This window comes from Bradyrhizobium sp. 192 (assembly GCF_023100965.1).
Classification (GTDB): domain Bacteria; phylum Pseudomonadota; class Alphaproteobacteria; order Rhizobiales; family Xanthobacteraceae; genus Bradyrhizobium; species Bradyrhizobium symbiodeficiens.
On sequence record NZ_CP064690.1, the window covers coordinates 3,397,203 to 3,421,120 of the forward strand.

Annotated in this window: 20 protein-coding genes; 9 read left to right on the forward strand and 11 right to left on the reverse strand. The window is 64.7% G+C overall.

Features of this window, described 5'->3' with window-relative positions:
* Window positions 1–48: 48 nt before the first annotated feature.
* Window positions 49–1,269, reverse strand: a complete 1,221-nt coding sequence (locus tag IVB24_RS15445; protein WP_247773549.1) for a cytochrome P450 — start codon at window positions 1,267–1,269, stop codon at window positions 49–51.
* Between the two features lie 105 nt (window positions 1,270–1,374).
* Between IVB24_RS15445 and IVB24_RS15450 the strand changes: the two genes are divergently transcribed.
* The 9 genes from IVB24_RS15450 (at window position 1,375) to IVB24_RS15490 (ending at window position 12,840) form a co-directional block, all read left to right on the forward strand.
* Window positions 1,375–1,920, forward strand: a complete 546-nt coding sequence (locus tag IVB24_RS15450; RefSeq protein WP_247773551.1) for a phosphonopyruvate decarboxylase — start codon at window positions 1,375–1,377, stop codon at window positions 1,918–1,920.
* Window positions 1,917–2,507, forward strand: coding sequence for a thiamine pyrophosphate-dependent enzyme (locus IVB24_RS15455; RefSeq protein ID WP_094975363.1), 591 nt, complete (start codon window positions 1,917–1,919; stop codon window positions 2,505–2,507). Before IVB24_RS15450 ends, IVB24_RS15455 begins: the two co-directional genes overlap by 4 nt.
* Window positions 2,508–2,653: 146 nt before the next feature.
* Window positions 2,654–3,355: a TetR/AcrR family transcriptional regulator gene (locus IVB24_RS15460; protein WP_094975362.1), complete on the forward strand. Its 702-nt coding sequence runs from the start codon at window positions 2,654–2,656 to the stop codon at window positions 3,353–3,355.
* Window position 3,356: 1 nt separating this feature from the next.
* Window positions 3,357–4,550, forward strand: a complete 1,194-nt coding sequence (locus IVB24_RS15465) for an efflux RND transporter periplasmic adaptor subunit (RefSeq protein ID WP_247773553.1) — start codon at window positions 3,357–3,359, stop codon at window positions 4,548–4,550.
* A gap of 68 nt (window positions 4,551–4,618) precedes the next feature.
* Window positions 4,619–7,714: a MexW/MexI family multidrug efflux RND transporter permease subunit gene (locus tag IVB24_RS15470; protein ID WP_094975360.1), complete on the forward strand. Its 3,096-nt coding sequence runs from the start codon at window positions 4,619–4,621 to the stop codon at window positions 7,712–7,714.
* Between the two features lie 154 nt (window positions 7,715–7,868).
* Complete coding sequence (locus IVB24_RS15475) at window positions 7,869–10,451, forward strand: ATP-binding protein (protein ID WP_247773555.1); 2,583 nt, start codon at window positions 7,869–7,871, stop codon at window positions 10,449–10,451.
* On the forward strand, window positions 10,448–10,837 hold the full coding sequence (locus IVB24_RS15480; RefSeq protein ID WP_166466526.1) for a response regulator: 390 nt from the start codon (window positions 10,448–10,450) through the stop codon (window positions 10,835–10,837). The genes IVB24_RS15475 and IVB24_RS15480 overlap by 4 nt, the downstream gene beginning before the upstream one ends.
* Window positions 10,834–12,084 carry an adenylate/guanylate cyclase domain-containing protein gene (locus IVB24_RS15485; protein ID WP_247773557.1) on the forward strand — a complete coding sequence of 417 codons (1,251 nt, stop codon included), beginning with the start codon at window positions 10,834–10,836 and terminating at the stop codon, window positions 12,082–12,084. The genes IVB24_RS15480 and IVB24_RS15485 overlap by 4 nt, the downstream gene beginning before the upstream one ends.
* A 9-nt stretch (window positions 12,085–12,093) precedes the next feature.
* A complete protein-coding gene (locus IVB24_RS15490; RefSeq protein ID WP_140477814.1) occupies window positions 12,094–12,840 on the forward strand; it encodes a hypothetical protein in 747 nt (248 codons plus the stop codon).
* On the opposite strand, the gene IVB24_RS15495 is transcribed toward IVB24_RS15490, so the two are convergent.
* The 10 genes from IVB24_RS15495 to IVB24_RS15540 all read right to left on the reverse strand — a co-directional run bounded on the left by IVB24_RS15495 (window position 12,837) and on the right by IVB24_RS15540 (window position 23,915).
* On the reverse strand, window positions 12,837–13,724 hold the full coding sequence (locus IVB24_RS15495; RefSeq protein ID WP_106949919.1) for an ABC transporter permease: 888 nt from the start codon (window positions 13,722–13,724) through the stop codon (window positions 12,837–12,839). The genes IVB24_RS15490 and IVB24_RS15495 overlap by 4 nt on opposite strands.
* A 3-nt stretch (window positions 13,725–13,727) precedes the next feature.
* Window positions 13,728–14,669, reverse strand: a complete 942-nt coding sequence (locus IVB24_RS15500; RefSeq protein ID WP_247773559.1) for an ABC transporter permease — start codon at window positions 14,667–14,669, stop codon at window positions 13,728–13,730.
* Between the two features lie 31 nt (window positions 14,670–14,700).
* On the reverse strand, window positions 14,701–16,224 hold the full coding sequence (locus IVB24_RS15505; protein WP_094975354.1) for an ABC transporter substrate-binding protein: 1,524 nt from the start codon (window positions 16,222–16,224) through the stop codon (window positions 14,701–14,703).
* Window positions 16,225–16,247: 23 nt separating this feature from the next.
* Window positions 16,248–17,348, reverse strand: coding sequence for a dipeptide ABC transporter ATP-binding protein (locus IVB24_RS15510; protein ID WP_247773561.1), 1,101 nt, complete (start codon window positions 17,346–17,348; stop codon window positions 16,248–16,250).
* On the reverse strand, window positions 17,348–18,337 hold the full coding sequence (locus tag IVB24_RS15515) for an ABC transporter ATP-binding protein (protein ID WP_247773563.1): 990 nt from the start codon (window positions 18,335–18,337) through the stop codon (window positions 17,348–17,350). Before IVB24_RS15515 ends, IVB24_RS15510 begins: the two co-directional genes overlap by 1 nt.
* Window positions 18,334–19,044 (reverse strand): DUF1028 domain-containing protein, encoded by a 711-nt coding sequence (locus IVB24_RS15520; RefSeq protein ID WP_094975351.1) that lies wholly within the window; start codon window positions 19,042–19,044, stop codon window positions 18,334–18,336. Before IVB24_RS15520 ends, IVB24_RS15515 begins: the two co-directional genes overlap by 4 nt.
* A gap of 10 nt (window positions 19,045–19,054) precedes the next feature.
* Window positions 19,055–20,860, reverse strand: coding sequence for a gamma-glutamyltransferase family protein (locus tag IVB24_RS15525; RefSeq protein WP_247773565.1), 1,806 nt, complete (start codon window positions 20,858–20,860; stop codon window positions 19,055–19,057).
* 82 nt (window positions 20,861–20,942) lie between these two features.
* The gene (locus IVB24_RS15530; protein WP_247773566.1) at window positions 20,943–21,932 is read right to left on the reverse strand and encodes an oligopeptide/dipeptide ABC transporter ATP-binding protein; all 990 of its coding nucleotides are present in this window, start codon (window positions 21,930–21,932) and stop codon (window positions 20,943–20,945) included.
* On the reverse strand, window positions 21,929–22,915 hold the full coding sequence (locus IVB24_RS15535) for an ABC transporter ATP-binding protein (protein WP_094975348.1): 987 nt from the start codon (window positions 22,913–22,915) through the stop codon (window positions 21,929–21,931). Before IVB24_RS15535 ends, IVB24_RS15530 begins: the two co-directional genes overlap by 4 nt.
* 28 nt (window positions 22,916–22,943) lie before the next feature.
* On the reverse strand, window positions 22,944–23,915 hold the full coding sequence (locus tag IVB24_RS15540) for an ABC transporter permease (protein ID WP_140477821.1): 972 nt from the start codon (window positions 23,913–23,915) through the stop codon (window positions 22,944–22,946).
* Window positions 23,916–23,918: the final 3 nt, after the last annotated feature.

Sequence of the window (23,918 nt, forward strand, 5' to 3'; positions counted from 1 at the left end):
GTTGGCTACTGTGCATGGGGTTGTTTTCGCAATTTTTGGTATGCGCCCTCAGCCGATCGCGCACGGCACGCTCAAAAAGCCGCGAAATCGCACCCGTCCGCCGCGCGTCGGCTGGCCGCTCACGGCATAGTTCGGGAAGCGCGCCAGGAAGCGCGAGATCGCAATCGCCCCCTCCAATCGGGCCAGCGCCATGCCGGCGCATTGATGCGCGCCGGTGGCGAAGGCAAGGTGCCGGTTCGGCGTGCGTGCGATGTCGAAGCGTTCAGGGTCGGCGAACTGCGCGGGATCGCGGTTGGCCGCGCCAATGCACAGCGTCACCGACGTGCCGGCCTCGAGCATGACGCCGCCGAGTTCGACGGGTTCGGTGGTCATGCGATTGCCGAGCTGGTTCGAGCTCTCGTAGCGCAGTATCTCCTCGACGGCGGTCTTGATCAGGTCGGGATTGCCGATCAGGCGCCGCTTCTGGTCGGGATTGCGATCCAGCGCCACGAGGCCGTTGCCGATCAGGTTGGTGGTGGTCTCGTGGCCGGCATTGAGCAGGAAGATGCAATTGTGCAGCAGTTCCTTCTCGGTCAGCCGCTCGCCGCTCTCCTCCCCCTGGATCAGGCGCGTCAGCACATCGCGTTCGGGATTGCCCGGCCTGGCGCGCCGGCGCGCGACCAGCGTATCGAGATAAGCAAGGAAGTCTTTTACAGCGTTGTTGCCGCGCGCGGCCGCATCAGGCGACACCACGGGTTCGAGCGCGCCGAGGATCGCCAGCGACCAGTCGCGCAGCGGCCCGCGTTCCTCATGAGGTACGTCGAGCAGATTGCCGATCACTTCGATCGGAATGGACGCGGCGAAGTCCTCGATCAGCTCGCAAGCACGTTTGGCCGCAATGGCGTCGAGCAAGCCGTCGACGAGCTTGACGATGTCGGATTCCATGCCGGCAATCGCCCGCGGCGACAGCGCGCCCATGATCAGGCGGCGGACACGGGTGTGCGACGGCGGATCGTTGAAGACGAGGCTGGTGGTGTGATGTTCGTAGAGCGGGGTGTCGCCGTATTTCGGTGCGAACTCGCGCTTCTTGTCCGAGCTGAACGATTTGGTGTTCTTGTAGGTGGTGACGAGATCGTCGTAGCGGGTCAGGAACACGGTGCCGCTGCGCAGGCGCTTGACCGGCTCGTTCTCCCGCAGTGCACGATAGGTCGGGTAGGGGTCGTCGTAAAACTCAGGCGTCAGCTTCTCGAGGTCGAAGCCGGCCGCCAACTCCTTCGCATCTGCGTTCATCCCGCTATTCCCACCGGTTAAAGCCGATATGCCGTTATTGTTGTTTCGACCAAGGCGCACGTCCGTCTACAGTCGCATATCTCTGCTAGCCGAACGGACAGGAAAATGCACGCCCGCGCTGACGCAGCCGACACGACGGCGCCGAATTGGCCCGACGATATCTTCGCGACGCTCCAACGCTTCGATGTCAGGCAGGTGCCGTATGTGCCCGACGCCGGCCATTCGAAGCTGATCCAGCGCGTGCTGGACTCCTCTACCATGCGCGGCATTCCGCTTACCACGGAGGAGGAGGGTGTGGCGCTTCTCGCCGGCGCCTGGGCCGGCGGCCAGCGCGGTGTCCTGCTGATGCAGTCGAGCGGCGTCGGCAATTGCATCAACATGCTGTCGCTGATCCCGATTCTGCGCTTCCCCTTCCTCACGCTGGTGACCATGCGCGGCGAGTGGGGCGAGTTCAATCCGTGGCAGGTGCCGATGGGCTCGACCACGCAGGGCGTGTTCGAGCTGTCGGGTGTCCAGGTGTTGCGCGCCTCGCACGTTGCCGAGGTGCCGGCCGTGCTGGAAGCGGCTGCGTCACAAGCCTACAACGCGCTCACGCCCACCGCCGTCCTCCTGTCGCAGCGCCTGATCGGCGCCAAGGTTTTCACCAAATGAGCAAGGCCAATCTCCTCGACCGCCGGCAGGTGGTGTCCACGCTGCTGGCGAACCGCAAGGACGTCGTCGCAATCGGCGGCCTCGGTGCCTCGACCAACGACATGTGCGCAGCCGGCGACCACGCCCGCAATTTCTATCTCTGGGGCGGCATGGGCGGCGCCGCGATGATTGGTCTGGGCCTCGCTCTGGCGCAGCCGAAGCTGCCGGTGCTGGTCATCACTGGCGACGGCGAAATGCTGATGGGCCTCGGCAGCCTCGCCACTATCGGCCTGCAGAAGCCGGCGAACCTGTCGATCGCAGTGCTCGACAACGAGGCCTATGGCGAAACGGGCGGCCAGACCAGCCACACCTCGGCCGCCGCCGATCTCGTCGGCGTCGCCAAGGCCTGCGGCATCAAGGACAGCCAGTCGATCACGACCATGGCCGAGGTCGAGGCATTCGCCAAAGCCGTCCACGACGTCTCGGCCGGGCCGCGCTTTGCCAATATGAAGATCGACAGCGCCAGCCTGGAGCGGATCCTGCCGACCCGGGACGGGACTTACATCCTCAACCGGATTCGCGGCGACCTCGGCTTCCAGCCGATCTAGGGCGGGCCCGTCCATTCCCACCGGCCGTAAGGTCCTGCACGGAGGCCGTGCAGTCGGGGTCAATTTCCACTGAATTAACAACGCACTCAGGTTGCGATGCAACATAGTGCTTGACTTTGACGTGGGTGAGTGGTTACTCACCGACCATGAGCTCATTGCGTATGACGAGCGACCTGAGGCGTCAATTGATCCTCGGTGCCGCGAAGCGCTGCTTTTCCCGACACGGCTATACCGGCACCACGACCAAGAGCGTGGCGGCCGCCGCTGCCATTTCCGAGGCGCTGCTGTTCAAGCATTTCCCGTCCAAGGCGGCGCTCTACGCCGAGATCCTGAGCGACGAATGCGAGGCGGACCCGGCCCTGATGGAGCTGCTCGAACGGGAGCCTTCGACCGCCACCCTGGTTGAAGTCATCCGCGGCATGGTCGGGCATTTCCTCCACATCGCCGACGGGCCCGATCAGGAAGAGGCCCAGCGCCTGCGACTGATGACCACCAGCCATTTGGATGACGGCGAGTTCGCCCGTTTGCTATATGCCAAGATCGAGACGCTGATCGGGGCGGTCTTCCTCGCCTCGCTCGAGCGAGCTGTTGCGGCGGGGGACGCGCGGCCATTCAGCGGCGACCCGCTCAACCTGTTCTGGTTTGCGCATCACACGGTGATGACCGCAGCGCTGACCAGGCTGCCGGCCACGCCTTGCCTCGCTTACGGCAAGGCTGAAGACCTCGAGCGGCAGCTGTGTGAGTTTCTCCTGAGGGGTATCGGACTTAACGACGCCGCAATTGCTTCGCATCTAGGCCACAATCAGGCCGCGGATGCCGGCAAGACGGCGATTGCAGAGAGTGCATGACATGAACATCGTAACCGAACACAAGATTTCGGGCGAACCGATCGACACCAAGGCTCCCAAGCGTCCGGTCCGGCCGGTGCTCTGGTTCATCATCGTCGGCACGCTCCTGGCGGCGCTGGTGGGCGGCCTCGTTTGGTTCAATTTCTTCCGCGGCCAGATGATCAAGCAGTTCTTCGCCAACAACAAGCCGCCGCCGACCGCGGTCAGTGCGGCAGAGGCCAAGTCCGAGGTGGTGCCGAACCTGCTCACCGCGGTCGGCGGCCTCGTCGCCGTGCACCAGGTCGACGTCAGCGCCGACGTCAACGGCCGCGTCACCGAGATCAAGTTCCAACCGGGTACGCGCGTCGAAGCCGGCACGCCGCTGGTGCAAATGTTCGACGCGCCGGAGCAGGGCGACCTCGCCAATTACAAGGCTCAGGCGACCGTCGCGCAGCTCTCGCTCGATCGCGCGAAGCAGCTCGCTTCGCGCCAGTTCGGTCCGCAGGCGACCGTCGATGCCGCGCAGGCCGCCTATGACCAGGCGCAGGCCGGCATCGCCAAGACCGAAGCCTTGATCTCGCAGAAGCTGGTACGCGCACCGTTCGCCGGCGATCTCGGCGTCCGCAAGGTCGAGGTCGGCCAGTATCTGACGGCAGGCACGGCGATCGTGTCGCTGACCGACCTGTCGGAGCTTTGGGCCAACTTCACGGTGACCGAAAAGGATTCCGGCAGCCTAAAGGTCGGCCAGACGGTGCGGCTCAAGGTCGACGCTTATCCGGGTCGCATCTTCGAAGGCAAGATCACCACGATCGAACCGCAAATCTCGACCGACACCCGCAACATCCGCGTGCAGGCGACGATCGTTAATCCGGAGAAGATCCTCAAGCCCGGCATGTTCGTGACCACCACGGTGGTGCTGCCGGACAAGCCGGCCGTGATCACCGTGCCTGAGACGGCGGTCGACTACACGCTGTACGGCGATTCCGTCTTCGTGATCACCGAGAAGAAGGAAGAGGACGGCAAGACCAGCCTCTCCGCGGTGCGCACCTTCGTGCAGACCGGCAGCCGGGTCGATGGCCGTGTCGAAATCGTCAAGGGCTTGAAGGCGGGCGACAAGGTTGTCGCGGTCGGCCAGCTCAAGCTGCAATCGGGCGCCGCAGTCGCGATTTCGGCCTACCCTGGCCCGCAGATCCCGGCGCAGCCGCCGCGCTACTGACAATACAAGCGCGTGATCCGGCTCGGCCGGATCACGTCTGCTCAGACATCAAAATCGAGATCGCCACGATGCGCTTTACCGACATTTTCATCAAACGACCGGTCCTGTCGGTCGTCGTCAGCCTGTTGATCCTGCTGATCGGCCTGCGCGCGGCGATGGTGCTGCCGATCCGGCAATATCCGAAGCTTTCGAACACTGTCATCAACATCACGACCGTCTATCCCGGCGCGTCCGCGGACCTGATCCAGGGCTTCATCACGACGCCGATCGAGCAGGCGGTCGCCTCGGCCGAAGGCGTCGACTACATGACCTCGTCCTCGGTGCTCGGCACCTCGACGATCCAGGTCTACATCAAGCTGAACTTCGATCCGAACCAGGCGCTCACCGAGGTGCTGGCCAAGACGAACTCGGTCAAATATCTGATCCCGAAGGAATCCAACGACCCGATCGTCACCAAGACGACGGGCCAGACCACGGCCGTGATGTATCTCGGCTTCTCCTCCGAGGAGCTGTCGGGCTCGGCGATCTCTGATTATCTGACGCGCGTGGTGCAGCCTGTGCTGTCGACCGTCGACGGGGTCGCCTCGGCCGATATCCTGGGCGGCCAGACCTTTGCGATGCGGCTGTGGCTCGATCCCATGAAGATGGCCGGCCGCAACGTCTCGTCGGCGGACGTCGCCGCGGCGATCCAAGCCAACAACTTCCAGTCGGCGGCGGGCCAGACCAAGGGCTATCTGATCGTTTCCAACATCTCGACGAACACCAGCCTGACCGACGTCAACCAGTTCAGGAAGATGATCGTCAAGGCCAAGGACGGCGGTTTCGTACGGATGGAGGATATCGCCACCGTCGAGCTTGCCGCGCAGAGCACGGATGCGAGCGTCGCCTTCAATGGTGAGCATGCGATCTTCATCGGTGTGAACGCGACGCCGCAAGGCAACCCGCTGACGCTGGTCAAGGGCGTGCGTGCGCTGTTCCCGGAACTCGAGCGCAATCTGCCGCCGTCGATGAAGATGAAGGTCGCCTATGACTCGACCAAGTTCATCCAATCCTCGATCGACGAGGTGGAAAAGACGCTGGGTGAAGCCGTGATCATCGTGATCGTGGTCATCTTCCTGTTCCTGGCCTCGCTCCGCTCGGTCATCATTCCGGTCGTCACAATTCCGCTGTCGATGATCGGCGTCTGCACATTGATGCTGGCGCTGGGCTTCAGCTTCAACCTGCTGACGCTGCTGGCGATGGTGCTCGCGATCGGCCTTGTGGTCGACGACGCCATTGTCGTGGTGGAGAACATCCATCGACATCTCGAGGAAGGCAAAACGCCCGTCCAGGCATCGGTGGAGGGCGCGCGCGAAATCGTCGGTCCCGTCATCTCGATGACCATCACGCTCGCGGCGGTCTATGCGCCGATCGGCTTTCTCGGTGGTCTCACCGGCTCGCTATTCCGCGAATTCGCCTTCACGCTTGCCGGCTCGGTGATCGTGTCGGGCGTGATAGCGCTGACGCTGTCGCCCATGATGTGCTCGGTGCTCCTCAAGAATACCGAGGAGGGCCGCTTCGCCAAGGGCGTCAACAAGGTGTTCGGCGCGCTGACGCGCTGGTATGGCCGCAGGCTCGATCGCTCGCTCGACTACAAGGCGATTACGGGCCTGTTCGCGATCACCATCCTCGGCCTCGTCGGTTTCCTCTACATGCACACCTCGAAGGAGTTGGCGCCCGAGGAAGACCAGGGCATCGTGTTCGCGGTGACCAAGGCGCCGAAATACGCAAACATCGACTACGTCGATTTCTACGGTGAAAAGCTCGACAAGGAATTCGAGAAGTTCCCCGAGACCGACCTGCGCTTCGTGCTCAACGGCATCAACGGTCCGCAGGGCGGCATCGCCGGCATGCTGCTCAAGCCCTGGGACGAGCGCAAGCGCTCGTCGATCCAGCTGAAGCCGCTGGTGCAGGCCGAACTCTCCAAGATCGAGGGCGTGCAGGCGTTCGCGTTCAACTTGCCGCCGCTGCCGGGCGGACCGGGCGGCCTGCCGGTGCAGATGGTGATCAATTCCACCGCCGGTTTCCAGACGGTGTTCGAGCAGATGGAGAAGCTGAAGGACGCTGCGCGCAAGAGCGGCATGTTCATCGTCTCCGACAGCGACCTCGCCTACAACCAGCCCACCGTGGAGGTCACGATCGACCGCACTAAGGCGCAGGATCTCGGTGTCAACATGCAGAACCTCGGCAGCACGCTCGCGATTCTGCTTGGCGGCAACTACATCAACCGCTTCAATCTCGAAGGCCGTTCCTACCAGGTGATCCCGCAGGTGCCGCGCAGCAGCCGGCTCTCGCCGCAGTCGCTCGGTGGCTATTACGTGACGACCAACACGGGCCAGCAGCTTCCGCTGTCGACCGTGGTTTCGGTCAGGACCAAGACCGCCCCGAATTCGCTGACCCACTATAACCAGCTCAATTCGGCGACGTTCTCGGCCGTGCCGATGCCCGGCGTTACCGTCGGTGCGGCAGTGGACTTTCTCGAGGGCGAGGCAAAGAAGCTGCCGGCCGGTTTCAGCCACGACTATCTCGCGGATAGCAGGCAGTACGTGCAGGAAGGCAACCAGCTCGCGATCACCTTCGGTTTTGCCCTGATCATCATCTTCCTGGTGCTGGCGGCGCAGTTCGAGAGCTTGCGTGACCCGTTCGTGATCATGATCTCGGTCCCGATGGCGATCGTGGGTGCGCTGATCCCGCTGTTCTTCGGCATGGCGACGATGAACATCTACACCCAGGTCGGTCTGCTTACGCTGGTCGGCCTGATCACCAAGCACGGCATCCTGATGGTGGAATTCGCGAACGAGCTCCAGGTCAACGAGCGCCTCGATCGCCGCTCGGCCATCGAGATGTCGGCCCGCATTCGTCTTCGTCCGATCCTGATGACCACGGCTGCGATGGTGACCGGCCTGATTCCGCTGCTGACCGCAACCGGCGCCGGCGCGGCCAGCCGCTTCTCGATCGGCCTGGTCGTCGTGGCCGGCATGTCGATCGGCACGCTGTTCACGTTGTTCGTGCTGCCTGCCGTCTACGTGGTTCTGGCCACTGACCATCGCGCGGCGGCAGATTCCGACCGGAACAAGCAGGTCAGCGAGTTCGACCTCGGCTCCAAGGCCCTCCGGCCGACCTGAAGTCGCCAGTTGGCAAGCGAACCAAAGGGCGGCAGCGGCGGGACCGCTGCCGCCCTTTTTCGTTGTGCTCGGGCGCCTGCGTCGCCGCCACTGGGCCGGTCTTGTCCCGCGCTTGCGAAAGACAAGGCCGCGTCTTCTTGCTAGGTTCCGGGCGATGAGCCTGTCCCTCCATCCCGACACCTCGCAAGCCAGGACGCTGCCGAGCCCGACTCCGGCTGGCGCTGACTCCGGCGCGGCTGCGGGGCGGGGAATCAGGACCCGGCTGTTCACCAAATATGTCGCGCTGTTCGTGGCCGTCGTCGCCATTGCGCTGCTCGCCAACGGTCTGTTCGAGGTCTTCTTCTATTATCGCGAGCACAAGGCGTCCTTGATCCGGGTCCAGCATGAGCAGGCCGAGGCGGCCGCGGCCAAGATCGGCCAGTTCGTCAAGGAGATCGAGAGCCAGCTCGGCTGGACCACGCAGCTGCCGTGGTCGGCGGGCTCGATCGAGCAGCGCCGGTTCGACGCGCTGCGGCTGCTGCGCCAGGTGCCCGCCATCACCGAGCTTGCCCAGGTCGATTCGACCGGCAAGGAACGGTTGCGGGTCTCGCGGCTGGCGATGGACGCTCTCGAGAGCGGGATCGACCTGTCCAATGATCCGAAGTTCACCGAAGCGGTCGCGCACAAGATCTATTACGGCCCGGTCTATTTCCGCCGGGAGTCCGAGCCCTACATGACGCTGGCGCTGGCCGGAGCCCGCAGGGATGCTGGTGTCAGCATCGCCGAGGTCAATCTCAAGCTGATCTGGGACGTGGTCTCGCAAATCAAGGTCGGCCAGCGCGGGCACGCTTATGTGGTCGGCCCGGAGGGCCGCCTGATCGCCCATCCCGACATCAGTCTCGTGCTGCGCAACACCGACATGTCCGGGCTCGCCCAGGTGCGTGCCGCGCAGGCTGCCGGCGGCACCATGCCGGGCGCGCTCGAGGAAGCGCGCAATATCCAGGGACAGAAGGTCTTGACGGCATCGGCTCCAATCGAGCCGCTGCACTGGACCATGTTCGTCGAACTCCCGGTTGAGGAAGCCTATGCATCGCTTTATGCCTCGCTGCAGCGGCTCGCGATCGTGCTGCTCGCAGCATCCATTTTCGCGGTGCTCGCCGGGATATTTTTGGCGCGCCGCATGGTCGGGCCGATCCAGGCGCTGCGCAGCGGTGCCGAACGGATCGGCGGTGGCGACTTCTCCCAGCGCATCTCGATCAAGACGGGAGACGAACTCGAGGGTCTCGCAAACCAGTTCAACGACATGGGCGCGCGCTTGCAGGAGTCCTATGCGGACCTCGAGAACAAGGTGGAACGGCGAACTGCCGAGTTGAGCGAGTCCCTGCAGCAGCAGACGGCGACCGCCGATGTGCTGAAGGTCATCAGCCGGTCGGCGTTCGATCTGCAAACCGTGCTGAACACGCTTGTCGGATCGGCAGCCCGCTTGTGTGACGCGGACGAAGGGACGATCTTTCGGCCGAGCGATGGCGTCTTCTACCTCGCGGCAAGCTTCGGGCTTGATGCGGAGCAGGAAAACAAGCTTCGTACATTTGCTTCCGTGCCCGAACGGGGAAGTGTGGTCGGGCGTACGCTGCTTGATGCCAGGACGGTTCATGTCCCGGATGTGCAGGCCGACCCGGAATTTGCGCCGTCGTCCGCGCGAAGGCGTTCGAACGTGCGTACGATGCTTGGTGTACCCCTGCTTCGGGAAGGATCGCCAATAGGCGTGTTCGTCTTGACGCGACATATGGTGCGTCCCTTCAGCAAGAAGCAGATCGAACTCGCCACCACGTTTGCGGATCAGGCCCTTATTGCGATCGAGAATGTCCGATTGTTCGAGGAGGTCCAGGAACGCACCCAGGCACTGTCGCAATCGCTCGACGAGTTGCGCGCCGCCCAGGACCGCTTGGTCCAGACCGAGAAGCTCGCCTCGCTCGGCCAGCTCACCGCCGGCATCGCTCACGAGATCAAGAACCCGCTCAACTTCGTCAACAATTTCTCCGCGGTCTCGACCGAGCTGATCGACGAGCTCAAGGAGGCCCTGCAATCGGCCGCACTTGATGGCAAGACCAGGGAGGAGATCGACGAGCTGACCGGCATGCTCAGGAGCAACCTCGAGAAGGTGGTGCAGCACGGCAAGCGGGCCGATTCCATCGTCAGGAACATGCTATTGCATTCGCGCGAGGGCTCCGGCGAGCATCGAGCCGTCGACATCAATGCGATCGTGGAGGAGAGCCTCAATCTCGCCTATCACGGCGCACGCGCCGAACATCCCTCCTTCAACGTCATGCTCCAGCGCACGTTCGATCCCGCCGCCGGCATGGTCGACATCTATCCGCAGGAGATCACGCGCGTCTTCCTCAACCTGATCTCGAACGGCTTCTATGCCACTGCCAAGCGGAAGGAGAGCGCGGGTGAGACCTTCGAGCCGACCCTGAGCGCGGCAACCAAGGACCTCGGCGGCAGGGTTGAAATCCGGATCCGCGACAATGGCACGGGAATTCCGCCCGAGGTGAAGGAGAAGATGTTCAATCCCTTCTTCACCACCAAGCCGGCCGGCGAGGGCACCGGGCTCGGCCTGTCCATGAGCCACGATATCGTCGTGAAGCAGCACGGCGGCACCATCGACGTGAACACCATACAAGGTGTATTCACCGAGTTCATCATCACCCTGCCGCGCACGATGGCGGCGGAGGGCACCTCCGGAGGCAAGTCGTGAACGTTTATATCCTGGTCGTCGACGACGAGCCCGACGTCGAGGCGCTGTTCCGGCAGCAGTTCCGGCGCGAGCTGCGCGCCGGCCGCTTCCAGATGGAGTTCGCCTCCTCTGCGACCGATGCGCTCAAGCGGGCCGCCGAGGTTCGCGATCCCTCGTTGATCCTGATCCTGTCCGACATCAACATGCCCGGCATGAGTGGGCTCGACATGCTGCCGAAAGTACGTGCCGCACATCCGGACGTTCCCGTCATCATGATCACGGCCTATGGCGACGCCGAGACGCGACGCAAGGCGATCGAGCGCGGCGCCGTCGGGCTCTTGACCAAGCCGATCGACTTCGCGCTGCTCCGGCAGGAGATCGACACGAGGCTCGAGCAAGCCGCATGAGCGCGACCATCCTCTTCGTCGACGATGAGCCGGATCTTGAAGCGCTGGTCCGGCAAAAGTTTCGCAGGCAGATCCGCGACGGACAGGTCACCATCATATTCGCCCGCGACGGTGTCGAGGCGCTGGCCTCGCTCGAGCAGAATCCGCAAGTCGACATGGTGGTCTCCGACATCAACATGCCCAGGATGGATGGCCTGTCGCTGCTCGCGAAACTCCAGGAGGCCGAAGACAAGAAGTCGACCATCATCGTCTCGGCCTATGGCGACATGAGCAACATCCGCACTGCCATGAACCGCGGCGCGTTCGACTTCCTGACCAAGCCGATCGACTTCGCCGATCTGGAAGCCACGATCGAGAAGACCATCCGCCATATCGAGATGCTGCGCGAGGTGCGGCGCCGGCAGGCGGAGGCCGAGCGCGCTCACGCCGCGTTATCGCGGCATTTCTCGCCCGAGCTTGCCAGGCGTCTGGCCGCCAGCGGTGACGGCGATGGGATCGAAGTTCAATGGCGCGATGTCGCCACCATCTTCACCGATATTACTGGCTTCACTTCGTTGGTCGAGACCGCGTCGCCCGAGACGTTGGGCAAGCTGCTCAACGAGTATGTCGGCGGCATGACTGAAATCGTCTTCGTACATGAGGGCACGGTCGCGAAGATCATCGGCGATGCGATCCAGGTGCTGTTCAACGCGCCCGGCGATCAGCCGGATTATGCCACACGTGCGGTCGCCTGCGCCCATGAGCTCGACGCCTGGGCGCAGGACTTTCGCGCGCGCCAGAGCGCCATCGGCGTGAGCTTCGGTGCCACCCGCATCGGCATTCACGCCGGTTCCGCGCTGGTCGGCAATTTCGGCGGCAATCGCTTCTTCGACTACACCGCGTATGGGGACTCCATCAACATTGCGGCACGGCTGGAGGCCGCCAACAAGCATCTGGGCACCCGCATCTGCGTCAGCGCCAGCATCGCCGAGGCGGCCGAGAATTTTCAAGGCCGCCCCGTGGGCGAGCTGATGCTGCGCGGACGCAGCGAGCCGTTGCGCGCGTTCGAGCCGCTGCTGCAGGCCAAATTCGAAGCGCCGGAAACGGCTCTGTATTCCGAGGCTTTCGCCAAGATGGCGGCCGGTGATGTCGCGGCCATGCCGGCCTTCGCCGCGCTGGTCGGCATGCACGCCGACGATTCCCTGGCCGGCTTTCACCTGAAGCGCCTGCTCAACGGCGCCAAAGGCATTCGCATGCAACTGGAATAGGAGTTCGTCATGGTTCGCGAGTTCTCTGCCGGCAATTACCGCTTCATTCCGTCCGTGTTTCAATATTCGGCAGGTGCCGTCGCGGATGACGGCTACGAGATCGAGCGCGTCCGCTTCGACCGTTTGGTGCCCCTTGCGGAGGGGTTTGCGCTGGCTGCAAAGTTCATCCAGGACGCAGGGCGGCCGCTGACGGCATTCTGCGCCTGCGAGCTGCGTTCACCGGCGGCCTTCAGCGAAGAGGGCTTTCGCGCGTTCAACCTGCATTACGTGAAGACGCTGTCGGAATGGGGCATCTTCGACGGCACCACCAATCCGGTGGCGCGCAGCAATGTCTGTCCGGAGATCGATCCGCCGGCCGAGCCGTCGTTCTATGCGTTCTCGTTCACGCGGCCGACCCGCTCAAAGGCGCCGTCCTTCGTGATATCAGGCGGTGCCGAGGCGCGCGAAGGCAGCGGTACCTATGTCGAGCGCACCGTGCGCTATCGCGACCTCAGCCCGGAGGGGCTGCGGGAGAAGGTGCGCTTCACCACGACGTCGCAGATGGAAAGCCGGATGGCGGCCTTCGGCTTCGGCTGGAGCGACACGACCGCGGTGCAGGCCTATTCCGTGCACGATTTCCACCACGCACTCGTCGACGAACTGGTCCGTCGCGGTGCGTTGCGCTCGGGCCTGACCTGGCATTTTGCGCGTCCGCCGGTGGTCGATCTCGAATACGAGATGGATTGCCGCCGGGTGTTGCGCGAGGTGGTGATTTAACGCTGCCTTGGGTCGAGCGCATCGCGCAGGCCGTCACCGAGCAGATTCAGCGACAGCACCACAAGGAAGATCGCGAGCCCCGGCCAGATCGCCATCCACGGCGCCTGGGTCAGGAAGCGCTGCGCCGCATTGAGCATGCTGCCCCATGACGGCGCCGGCGGCTGCTGGCCGAGGCCGAGGAACGACAACGCCGCCTCGGCGATGATGGCGGCGGCGATCGACAGCGTCGCCTGCACCAGAAGTGTGGGCAGGACGTTCGGCAGGATATGCGAGAACGCAATGCGCCAGGGCGGATTGCCGAGCGCGCGCGCGGCCTCGACATAATCCTCGGCCTTGACGACGAGCACCTGGCCGCGGGTCAGGCGGATGAAGATCGGCGTTGCGGAGATGCCGATCGCAATCATGGCATTGCCGAGACTCGGCCCGAGGAATGCCGCCAGCGCGATCGCCAGGATCAGGAACGGGCAGGCTAGCATCGCGTCCGTGATCCGGCTGATCAGCGCGTCGACGAAGCCGCCGCGATAGCCGGCGAGAAGGCCGAGCGGCACGCCGATGCCGAGCGCGATCGCGACCGAGATCAGACCCGCGAGCAGCGATGCCCGCGCGCCGTAGACGACGCGGCTCAGGATGTCGCGGCCGAGCTCGTCGGTACCGAACCAGTGCGCCGCGGTCGGCGGCTTGCGCACCAGGCTCCAGCTCGTCGCGATGGGATCGTAGGGCACGACGAGCGGTGCGAACGCGGCAAGGAGGATGAACGCCGTGATCACGACGAGCCCGAACACGGCGGCCTTGCGCTTGAACAGCCGCCGCCGGGCGCGGCGCGCCGGGCTGTCCAGCTCGTAGGCTTGGATCGCAGGGCTGGCTGGCAGTGCAGCGTCGGTCATCGCCTAGCCCCTGAGCCTGGGATTGACGAGGATATAGGCGACATCGGCGACGAGGTTCAGCGTGATGTAGACCGTGGCCGTGACCAACACGACGCCCTGCACCACCGCGTAGTCGCGGTTGAAGACGGCGTCCACGATCAGTTTGCCGAAGCCGGGAATGGAGAAGATCTGCTCGGTCAGGACCGCGCCGGACAGCAGCGTGCCGAGCTCCAGCGCGCCGAGCGTGATGATGGGCGTCAGCGCATTGCGCATGGCATGCTTGAGGATCACCGAGCGTTCGGAGAGCCCCTTCGCGCGCGCGGTGCGGACATAGTCGCTCTCCAGCACCTGAAGCATGGCGCTGCGGGTATGCCGCATCAGGACCGCGGAGATTGCATTTCCGAGCACGAAGGCCGGCATGATGGTGGCGGCAAGGCTCGCGCGCCAGTTCTCGGTGAGCGGGACATAGCCCGATGCCGGCAGCCAGCCGAGCTTGATCGAGAACAGGAAGATCAGCATGATCCCGAGCCAGAAATTCGGCGTCGAGATGCCCCACAGCGCGAACAGGTTGGCGCCATAGTCCCAGGCCGTGCCCTTCTTCACCGCGGAGACGATGCCGGCGGGAATACCGATGCAGAACGCGATCAGGATCGCCATCGAGCCGAGTTGAAGCGTGACCGGCAATTTTTGCGCGATCAGCTCACGCACCGGCATCTTGTTGCGCAAGGACTCGCCGAAATTGCCGGTGAGGACTCCCTTGAGCCAGTACACATATTGCACGGGGATCGGCTGATCGAGCTTGTACTGCTGCCGGATCTGCTCGATCACGGCGGGATCGCGCTCCTCGCCCGCCATCACCAGTGCCGGATCGCCCGGCAGCAATTGCTGGAGCGAGAAGATCAGCACCGACACGAAGAACAGTGTCGGCACGATCTGCGCGATCCGGCGGGCGAGGAAGTTCAGCATGGCCTCACGCGTGTTCTGGGCGCTACTGCGATCATTTGAACTTCAACCCGACCACGCGCACCAGCCCGTCCGGCATCTGCTTGTAGCCCTGAAGCTTGGTCGTGTGTGCGATCAGGAGCGTGCGGTGATAGATGTAGATGATCGGCAAATCGTCGAGCAGAATCTTGGTCAGCTTGGCGTAGATCGCCTTGCGCTCCTCGACATTGGACGTCGCCCGCCCGTCTTCCATCAGCTTGTCGGCTTCCGGATTGGCGTACCCGCCGTCGTTCTGCGGTGCCTTGCTGCGCATGAAGATGTAGGAATTGCCGTCCGGGTCGATGCGGCCGCTCCAGTTGATCTGGAAGATCTGGAACTCGCCGGCCTGGGCCTGCTTGAAGGTCGTGGCGAATTCGACCGCGCGGATCTTGATGTCGAAGCCGGCTTCGGCGGCCATGGACTGGACGACCTGGGCCACGGCTTCGTTCTCCGCGCCCTTGGGGATCATGTAATCCACCGTCACCGGCGTGGTGACGCCGGCTTCCTTCAACAGCGCCTTGGCCTTCGCGATATCGCGGCCGTGAATCGGGAATGCCTTCTGGTAATAGGGATGCGTCGGGCTGACCCATTGATTGCCGGGCGTGAACTCGCCGTTGAAGACGACCTGATTGAGCGCTTCGCGATCGATCGACAGGTCGAGCGCCTGGCGCACCTTCGCCGACTGGCTCAGCGGCCCCTTGGCCTTGTCGTTGCCGATATTGACGGTCAGGCCGAGATAGCCGAGCTCCGGCGCGGTCGACAGCACCAGCTTGGGATCGGCTCGGACGTCCTTGATGTCGGTGGCGAGCACGCGCTCGATCAGATCGAGACCGCCTGACTTCAGGTTCGCGAGCCGCACCGTCGCATCGACGATCGGCAGGAACACCACGCGATCGATGTGGATGTTGTCCTTGTTCCAGTAGTCGGCGAATTTCTCGAACACGATGCGATCCTGCTGCACGCGCTCGACGAACTTGTAGGGGCCGGCGCAGACCGGATGCAGGCCGAATTTGTCGCCGGCCTCCTTCGCGGCCTTCGGCGAGACCATCATGCCGGAGCGGTCGGTGAGCTGGGCGATCAGCGGCGAGTAGGGGGTTTTCAGCACCAGCTTGATGGTGAGGGGATCGACCACCTCGACATGGTCGACGCTGGCAAGCTCCGACTTGCGGAACGAGGTCGGCAGCGTCATGTGACGCTCGATCGAGAATTTTGCGGCTTCCGCGTCCAGCGGCTCGCCATCGTGGAATTTGACGCCCGGCCGGAGCTTGATCGTCATCTCCTTGCCGTCAGCCGAGGTCTCGTGGGACAGCGCGAGCTGCGGCACGATGTTGAGCTTCTCGTCGATGTCGAACAGCTTGTCGCAGAAGGCGGAGAACACGATGCGGCCGACATAGGTGCGGCCGATGCTGGGATCGAGGATATCAGGGTCCTCGGCGATGCCGATGCGAAGCGTGGTCTGAGCTTGAACTTGGCTTTGGGCTGCGCCCGCGAGCGACGTCAGCACAGCCGACGCCAGGATTGTCAAACGCATGAAATTCATCGCTCTCAACCTCGGTTTTGCGACTATGCCGGGTCCGTTCCCAATGAACTAACCCCGCTGCCGCGGACTGCTTCCGGGCCGCCGCTGAAGGCGGCGACCAATTTTTCAAGGACCGGCGAAAAGCCGCCGTCGGACGGGACGATCGCCGCGGAGGACGGCAGTTCCGACGTTCGGTGACAGGCCGTTGCATGTCCGATGCCATCCGGCACCAGCTGCGGCATTTCAGTGCGGCAGCGCTCGACGACGTAGGGGCAACGAGTGTGGAAGCGGCATCCCGGCGGCGGATTGAGCGCGCTGGGGATCTCTCCTTGCAGCACAATCCGGCCGCGCTTTGCCTGCGGTTTAGGCACGGGGATCGCCGACAAAAGCGCCCGGCTATAGGGATGGCTTGGTGCCGCGAACAGCGCATCAGCCTCTGCGGTCTCGACGATCTGGCCGAGATTCATCACCGCGACGTGGTCGGCGATGTGCTTGACCACGGCGAGGTCGTGCGAGACGAAAATGTAGGCGAGGCCGAGCCGATCCTGCAGTTCGCGCAGCAAATTGAGGATCTGCGAGCGGATCGAGACGTCGAGCGCCGAGACCGGCTCGTCGCAGATGATCAGCTTCGGCTCGACCGCGAGGGCACGGGCGATGGCGATGCGCTGGCGCTGGCCGCCGGAGAATTCGTGCGGATAGCGCCGGGCCAGCCGCGGCTCCAGCCCGACCAGCCGCAAGATTTCCGCGACCCGCTCGCGCCGCTCTGCCGGCGGGACGAGATCGTGCAGTGCCAGCGGTTCGGTCAGGATCTGGCCGACCGTCATGCGCGGATTGAGCGAGGCGTAGGGGTCCTGGAAGATGATCTGGGCTTCGCGGCGGAAGGCGCGCAGTGCGCTCGCGTCGAGCGAGAGCAGATCGCGGCCTTCGAAACGGATTGTGCCTGCATCCGGCTCGATCAGCCGCAGCACCAGGCGGCTGACGGTGGATTTGCCGCAGCCGGATTCGCCGACTAGCGCCAGGGTATTGCCGGCCTCGAGCGAGAAGCTGACGCCATCGACCGCCTTGACATGCGCCAGCGCCCGGCCGAACAGCGAGCGCTCGGCGACGAAATGCTTGACCAGGCCCGTGACCTCGAGCAGCGCCATCACGACACCAGACGTTCGAGCGGCGCGCGGATGCAGCGCGAGAGGTGGTTTTGGCTGACTTCGATCAATGGCGGCGGCGCCTTGGTGCAGGCGTCCAGCACGAACGGGCAGCGCGCGGCGAAGCGGCAGCCGCCAGGCGGCTGCGCCATGTTCGGCACCATGCCCTCGATCGTTGCGAGCTGGTCAGCGCGATGGTCGAGCCGCGGGATCGACCCGAGCAGGCCGACGGTGTAGGGATGCTGCGGCGCCGAGAACAACTCGTCCACCGGCGCGCGCTCGACGATCTCGCCGGCATACATCACCGCGACCTCGTCGCAGACCTCGGCGACGACGCCGAGATCGTGGGTGATCAGGATGATGGCGGCGCCGCTTGCCGCCTTCAGCTCCCGCATCAGCTCCAGGATCTGGGCCTGCAGAGTGACGTCGAGGGCGGTCGTCGGCTCATCCGCGATCAGCAGGCGCGGATCGCAGGCGAGCGCCATCGCGATCATCACGCGCTGGCGCATCCCGCCGGAAAGCTTGTGCGGATATTCGTCGATGCGCCGCTCGGGCGAGGGGATGTGGACGCGGCGCAACAGCTCGACGGCCCGCTCGCGTGCCCCTTTCCGCGAGCCGCCGCGGTGGCGCAGGATCGTCTCGATGATCTGGTCGCCGATGGTGAAGCTCGGGTTGAGCGAGGTCATCGGCTCCTGGAAGATCATCGCGAGCCGGTTGCCGCGGAGGTCGCGCAGGGTCTGGTCCGGGGTCTTCAGCAGGTCGAAACCGTCGAAGCGGATCGCGCCTGATATCTCCGCGCTACTCTTCGGCAGCAGGCCCATGATGGCCAGCGAGGTCACGCTCTTGCCGCAGCCGGATTCGCCGACGAGGCCGAGCGTCGCACCATTTGCGACACTGAGATCGACGCCGTCGACGGCATGGGTGATCCGGCCGTCGTCGCCGTGAAAGCGGATACGCAGATCCGTGATCTCGATGAGAGGACCTACGCTCATGCCTGCCTTGCCTGTGCCGCGGCGATGGTGGCATCGATGACGCTGCGATCGGTGTTGCCGGATGGATTCTGCCGCGTCGGCATGGAGGGGCGGAAGTGCACCCAGAGCTCCTGGCTGACGCGTTCGAGCCGTTCGAGCTCGCCGAGCGGATCGGGATGGTCGTCGGCGCGGATATCCAGCGCCGGCCATTCTTCCTCGCCGTGGATCAGAAGCGCGGCGGACTGCTTGCCGCGCTTGTCGCCGCCGGCGGCTTCGCCCGCGCGCATCGCTGCGAGCAGACGGCGCGGGAAGGGCAGGCTGTCATTGGCGATATAGGTCTTTGCGGTCTCGTCGAGGACGTCGGCGCCCGCCAGCATGTTGCCTGCGATCGAGAAGCCGCTGCCTGCGACGTGCCCGCACCAGTCGACGCAGTCGCGCCCGGTATGTGCGGCGATCTCGCCGCTCTCATCCATGATGTGGATCTGGCGGCTTTCGCGCCCGTCGTCGGTGGCGAGTAGGGTAGCGAGCACGTCATGCGCGTTTAGGCCATCACGCAGCAGCTTGACGCCATCGATGCCGTAATACGGATTGACGAAGGCCTGGGTCGCGATGGCGCCGAGGCCGGCAGCAATATAGGGCACACGCGCGCCGACGGCGAAGAAGCGGGTCGCGACCGCGATGCCGAACTGGCCGGTGGCGGAGTCTCGCGCGATGATCGACCAGGTCATGTTCTGCCCATCAGCGTCCGGCCGCGTAGCCTTGCATACCGCGCGGATTGGCGGCGGCGCGCCGCCGCATGCCGACGCGCGAGGCGGCGGTGAGGCGCCCCTCCGACCAGTCCGGTCCGACCTCGACGATGTGTCCTCGCTCGCGAAGATTCTCGATGGTCGCCTTGGGCACGCGGTTCTCGACCACGAGCACGCCGGGGCGCGCGGTGCGCGGCCAGAACGAGATCGGGAAATGCTCGGAGTGCCAGGCCGGCGCGTCGATTGATTCCTGAAGATTGAGGTTGCAATGGACGTGGCGCAGAAAGAACTGCGTGATCCACTGGTCCTGCTGGTCGCCGCCGGGCGAGCCCCAGGCGAGATAAGGCTCGCCGTCGCGCAGCGCCATGGTCGGCGACAGCGTGGTGCGTGGCCGCTTGCCCGGTGCGAGCGAACCGGGTTGGTTCTCCTCCAGATCGAACATTTGTGCGCGGCTGCCGAGGCAGAAACCCAGTTCGGGAATGACAGGCGAGGATTGCAGCCAGCCCCCTGAAGGCGTCGAGGACACCATGTTGCCGGTTTTGTCGATGATGTCGAAATGCACGGTGTCGCCGCGCACCTCGCCGAAGCGTCCGACGGTTGGTTCACCAGCGCCGAGCGCGCCAACCGCCTCGCGCTGGCCTTCAGCGCGGCGCAGCTTGACGACACCACCAAAGCCCTCGATCGCGCCGGGCCGGAGATCGAGCGAAGCCTTCTCGGTAACCAGCTTGCGGCGCTCGTCGTTATAGTCGTCCGATAGCAGCGTCGCGATCGGGATCTCGCTGAATTTTGGGTCGCCGTAGAATTTCTCGCGATCGGCAAAGGCGAGCTTGGCGCATTCGATCTGGAGGTGGATGAACTCGGGCCCGGTCGGGTCGAGCCCGTCGAGCGCAAAGCCCTTCAGCAGCGCGAGTTGCTGCAGCGTGACGGGGCCCTGGCTCCAGACCCCGGCCTTGCAGACGGTATAGCGGCCGTAATCGTAGGTGAGGGGCGCTTCGACGGTTGGTTGCCAGCGTGCCATGTCGTCGGCGGAGAGCACGCCGCGATGCGGTGTGCCGCTGACGTCCATGACCTCTTGCGTCCGGCAGAACTTGTCGATGGCTTCCGCGACAAAACCTTGCGACCAGGCTTTGCGCGCGCGCTCGATCTCGGCGTCGCGGCCACCGCCGCCGCTCTCGGCCTCGCTGAGAATGCGGGCGTAGGTTGCGGCCAGCGTCTTGTTGGTGAAGAGCGTGCCGGGCGTCGGCACTTCGCCGTTCGGCAGGTAGACGGCGGCTGAGGTCGGCCAATGCTTGCGGAACAACTGCTCGACGGTCTGGATCGTGGCGCAGGCGCGCTCGACCAGCGGATAGCCGTCGCGCGCATAGGAGATCGCGGGCTCCAGCACGTCGCGCACGCGAATCGTGCCGTAATCGCGCAGCAGCATCATCCAGGATTCAAACGTGCCGGGGACGCAGGCCGCGAGCAGGCCGGTGCCCGGCACCATGTCGAGGCCCTCGCTCCTGTAATGCGCGATGGTGGCGCGTGCCGGCGCCGGACCCTGGCCGCAGATCACCTCGGTGCGGCCGCGCTTGACGTCGTGGACGATGATGGGCACATCGCCGCCGGGGCCGTTCAGATGCGGCTCGACCACCTGGAGCGTGAAGGCGGTGGCAACGCCGGCGTCGAAGGCGTTGCCACCCTTTTCGAGGATGGCCATGCCGACGGCGGTCGCGATCCAGTGCGTGGTGGCGACCACCCCGAACGTGCCCTCGATCTCGGGGCGCGTCGTGAAGGGATCTGGATTGACGTTGCTGGCCATGGGTTACCTCATTTGCGACGCGCGCAATTGATCACAGCCCGTGCTGGGATGCCAAATGCGCAGGCCGCATGGCACGCGTGCGTCACGCCGGGACCGGCGCGGTGTTCACCGCGTGACAGGCGACGCCGTCGATCAGTTCCGGCGTCTCCTTACGGCAGAGATCGAACGCCAGCGGACAGCGCGGATTGAAGGCGCAGCCGGGCGGCGGATTGATCGGGTTCGGGATCTCGCCTTTCACCGGAATGCGCTGGCGGCCGCTCATGGTGAGGTCGGGCACGGCACCCAGCAGCATCTTGGTGTAGGGCATGCGCGGGCGGGCGAACAATTCCTTGCCTTCCGCGATCTCGACGATGCGGCCGAGATACATCACGCCGACGCGGCTCGCCATGTGGCGGACCACGGCAAGGTTGTGGCTGATGAACATGTAGGTCAGGCCGAACTTGTCCTGGAGGTCGCGCATCAGGTTCAGGATCTGCGCCTGCACGGAGACGTCGAGCGCCGAGGTCGGCTCGTCGCAAACGATGAACTCGGCATCCGATGCAAGCGCCCGGGCGATTGCGATGCGCTGGCGCTGGCCGCCGGAGAATTCGTGCGGAAACTTGAGCCGGTCGTCGGGATGCAGGCCGACCAGGCTGAGCAACTCGCCGACACGGGCCTGGATGTCGCGCTCGCCCTGGATCAGGTCGAAGGCGCGGATCGGCTCGGAGATGATGGCATCCACCCGAAAGCGCGGGTTCAGGCTCGCATAGGGATCCTGGAATATCATCTGGATGCGTCGGCGCAGCTTGCGGCGCGCTGGCGCCTGCCGCGGATCCGACATCGAGACGCCGTCGATCAGCACATCGCCTGAGCTCGGTGGCAACAAGCCGACGACCATCCGCGCCACGGTGGTCTTGCCCGAACCGGATTCGCCGACCAGCGCAAACGTCTCGCCCTTCCTGATGTCGAAGGTGACGTGATCGACCGCCTTGAGATATTCGAGATGCCCGCCTTCGAGCATGCGGTTGAGCCAGGGTTTTGAAACGTCGAACAGCCGGCGCAGGTTTGTGGCCTGGACGAAGGGAGCGCTCATGCCGCGCTCTCCGCCGGCACGTCGTCATAGAGATGGCAGGCGACCGATTGCGCACCGCGCGGCAGCGGTTCGGGTCGATCGACACGACAGCGGTCGAACGCGAACGCGCAGCGCGGATTGAACGAGCAGCCGCGCGGGATCGCCGACAACCGCGGCATCGAGCCGGGAATCTGCATGAGACGCTTGTCGTCGCCGGCAAGCGTCGGGATCGCGCCCATCAAGCCCTTGGCATAGGGATGCAGCGGATTCTTCACGACATCCTGGACCGGACCGATCTCGGCGACACGGCCGGCATACATCACGGCGACGCGGTCGGAGGTCTCCGCGATCACGCCCATGTCGTGCGTCACCAGCATCACGGCGGTGCCGTGGTCGCGTCCGAGCCGCTTGATCAGCGAGATGATCTGCGCCTGCACGGAGACGTCGAGCGCGGTGGTCGGCTCGTCCGCGATGATCAGCTCGGGCTCGGCGCAGATCGCGAGCGCAATCACGACGCGCTGGCGCATGCCGCCGGAGAATTCGTGCGGGTAGCCGTCGATGCGCTTTTCCGGGGCGGGAATGCCGACCTCGGCGAGCAGGTCGATGGCGCGGCGGCGGGCGGCCGTCTCGGACAGGTTAAGGTGGGTTCTGATCGTCTCGACGATCTGGTCGCCGACCCGGTAGAGCGGATTGAGCGAGGTGAGGGGGTCCTGGAAGATCATTCCGATCCGTTTTCCACGGATGCGGCGCATCTCCTCGGGCGGCAGATTGTCGATGCGCAGCCCGGCGAGATGAATCTCGCCGCCGGCGATGCGGCCGGGCGGGTCGATCAGGCCGATCACGGCGAGGCCGGTGACGGACTTGCCGGCGCCGGATTCGCCGACCACGCCCAGCACCTCGCCCTTGGCGATGTCGAAGGAGACGCCGTCGATGGCGCGCAGCGTGCCGCGGCGGGAGGCGAACTCCACCTGAAGGTTGCGGACGGACAGGATGGGCTCGGTCATGAGTGAGGCGCTCTTGTCGAGATTTTGCTCATCGGAGCTTCGGGTTGAGCGCGTCGCGCAGCCAGTCGCCGAGCAGGTTGATCGACAGGATCAGCCCCGCCAGCGCGATGCCGGGGAATGCGACGATCCACCATTCGCCCGCGAACAGATAATTGTTGCCGATGCGGATCAGCGTGCCGAGCGAAGGCATGGTGTCGGGCAGGCCGACGCCGAGGAAGGACAGCGTCGCCTCGGTGATGATCGCCAGCGCGAGGTTGATGGTGGCGATGACCAGGATCGGGCCCATGGTGTTCGGCAGCACGTGCCGCAGCATGATCTTCGGCGCAGGCAGGCCGATCAGCTGCGCGGCGGCCACATAGTCCTTGTTCTTCTCGACCATCACGGAGCCGCGCACCGTCCTTGCATATCCGACCCAGAAACTCAGGCCGATCGAGATCACCAGCACCACCAGCATGCTGGTGGCATCCAGGCGGTTGCCGAGGATCGATTTCGCGATGCCGTTGACCAGCAGAGCGATCAGAATGGCGGGAAAGGTCAGTTGCACGTCGGCGATCCGCATGATCACGCCGTCGATCGCGCCGCCGAAATAGCCGGCGATCAGCCCGAGCGCGATCCCGAGCGCGCCGGCGAAGATCACACCGGCCACGCCGACGGCGAGCGAGATGCGCATTCCGTAGAGAATGGCGGAGAACACGTCGCGGCCCTGCTCGTCGGTGCCGAGCAGGAACGGGCTCTGGCCGTCGGCGGTCCAGAGCGGTGAGATGCGCGAGTTCATCAACTGAAGCTGCGCCGGATCGAACGGGTTCTGCACCGCAAGCACGGATGCAAAGATCGCGAGCAGGAAGAGCAGCGCGGTGATGGCCGCCGCCACCATGGTCAGCTTGGATTGGCGGAACGAATAGAAGATGTCGCTGTCGAGGGCGCGGCTGAGCCAGCTGCGACCGGCATGCGCGGGCGGCGCGCTCTGCTTGTCGGAATTGGAGGCGACGGCGTCGGACATGCA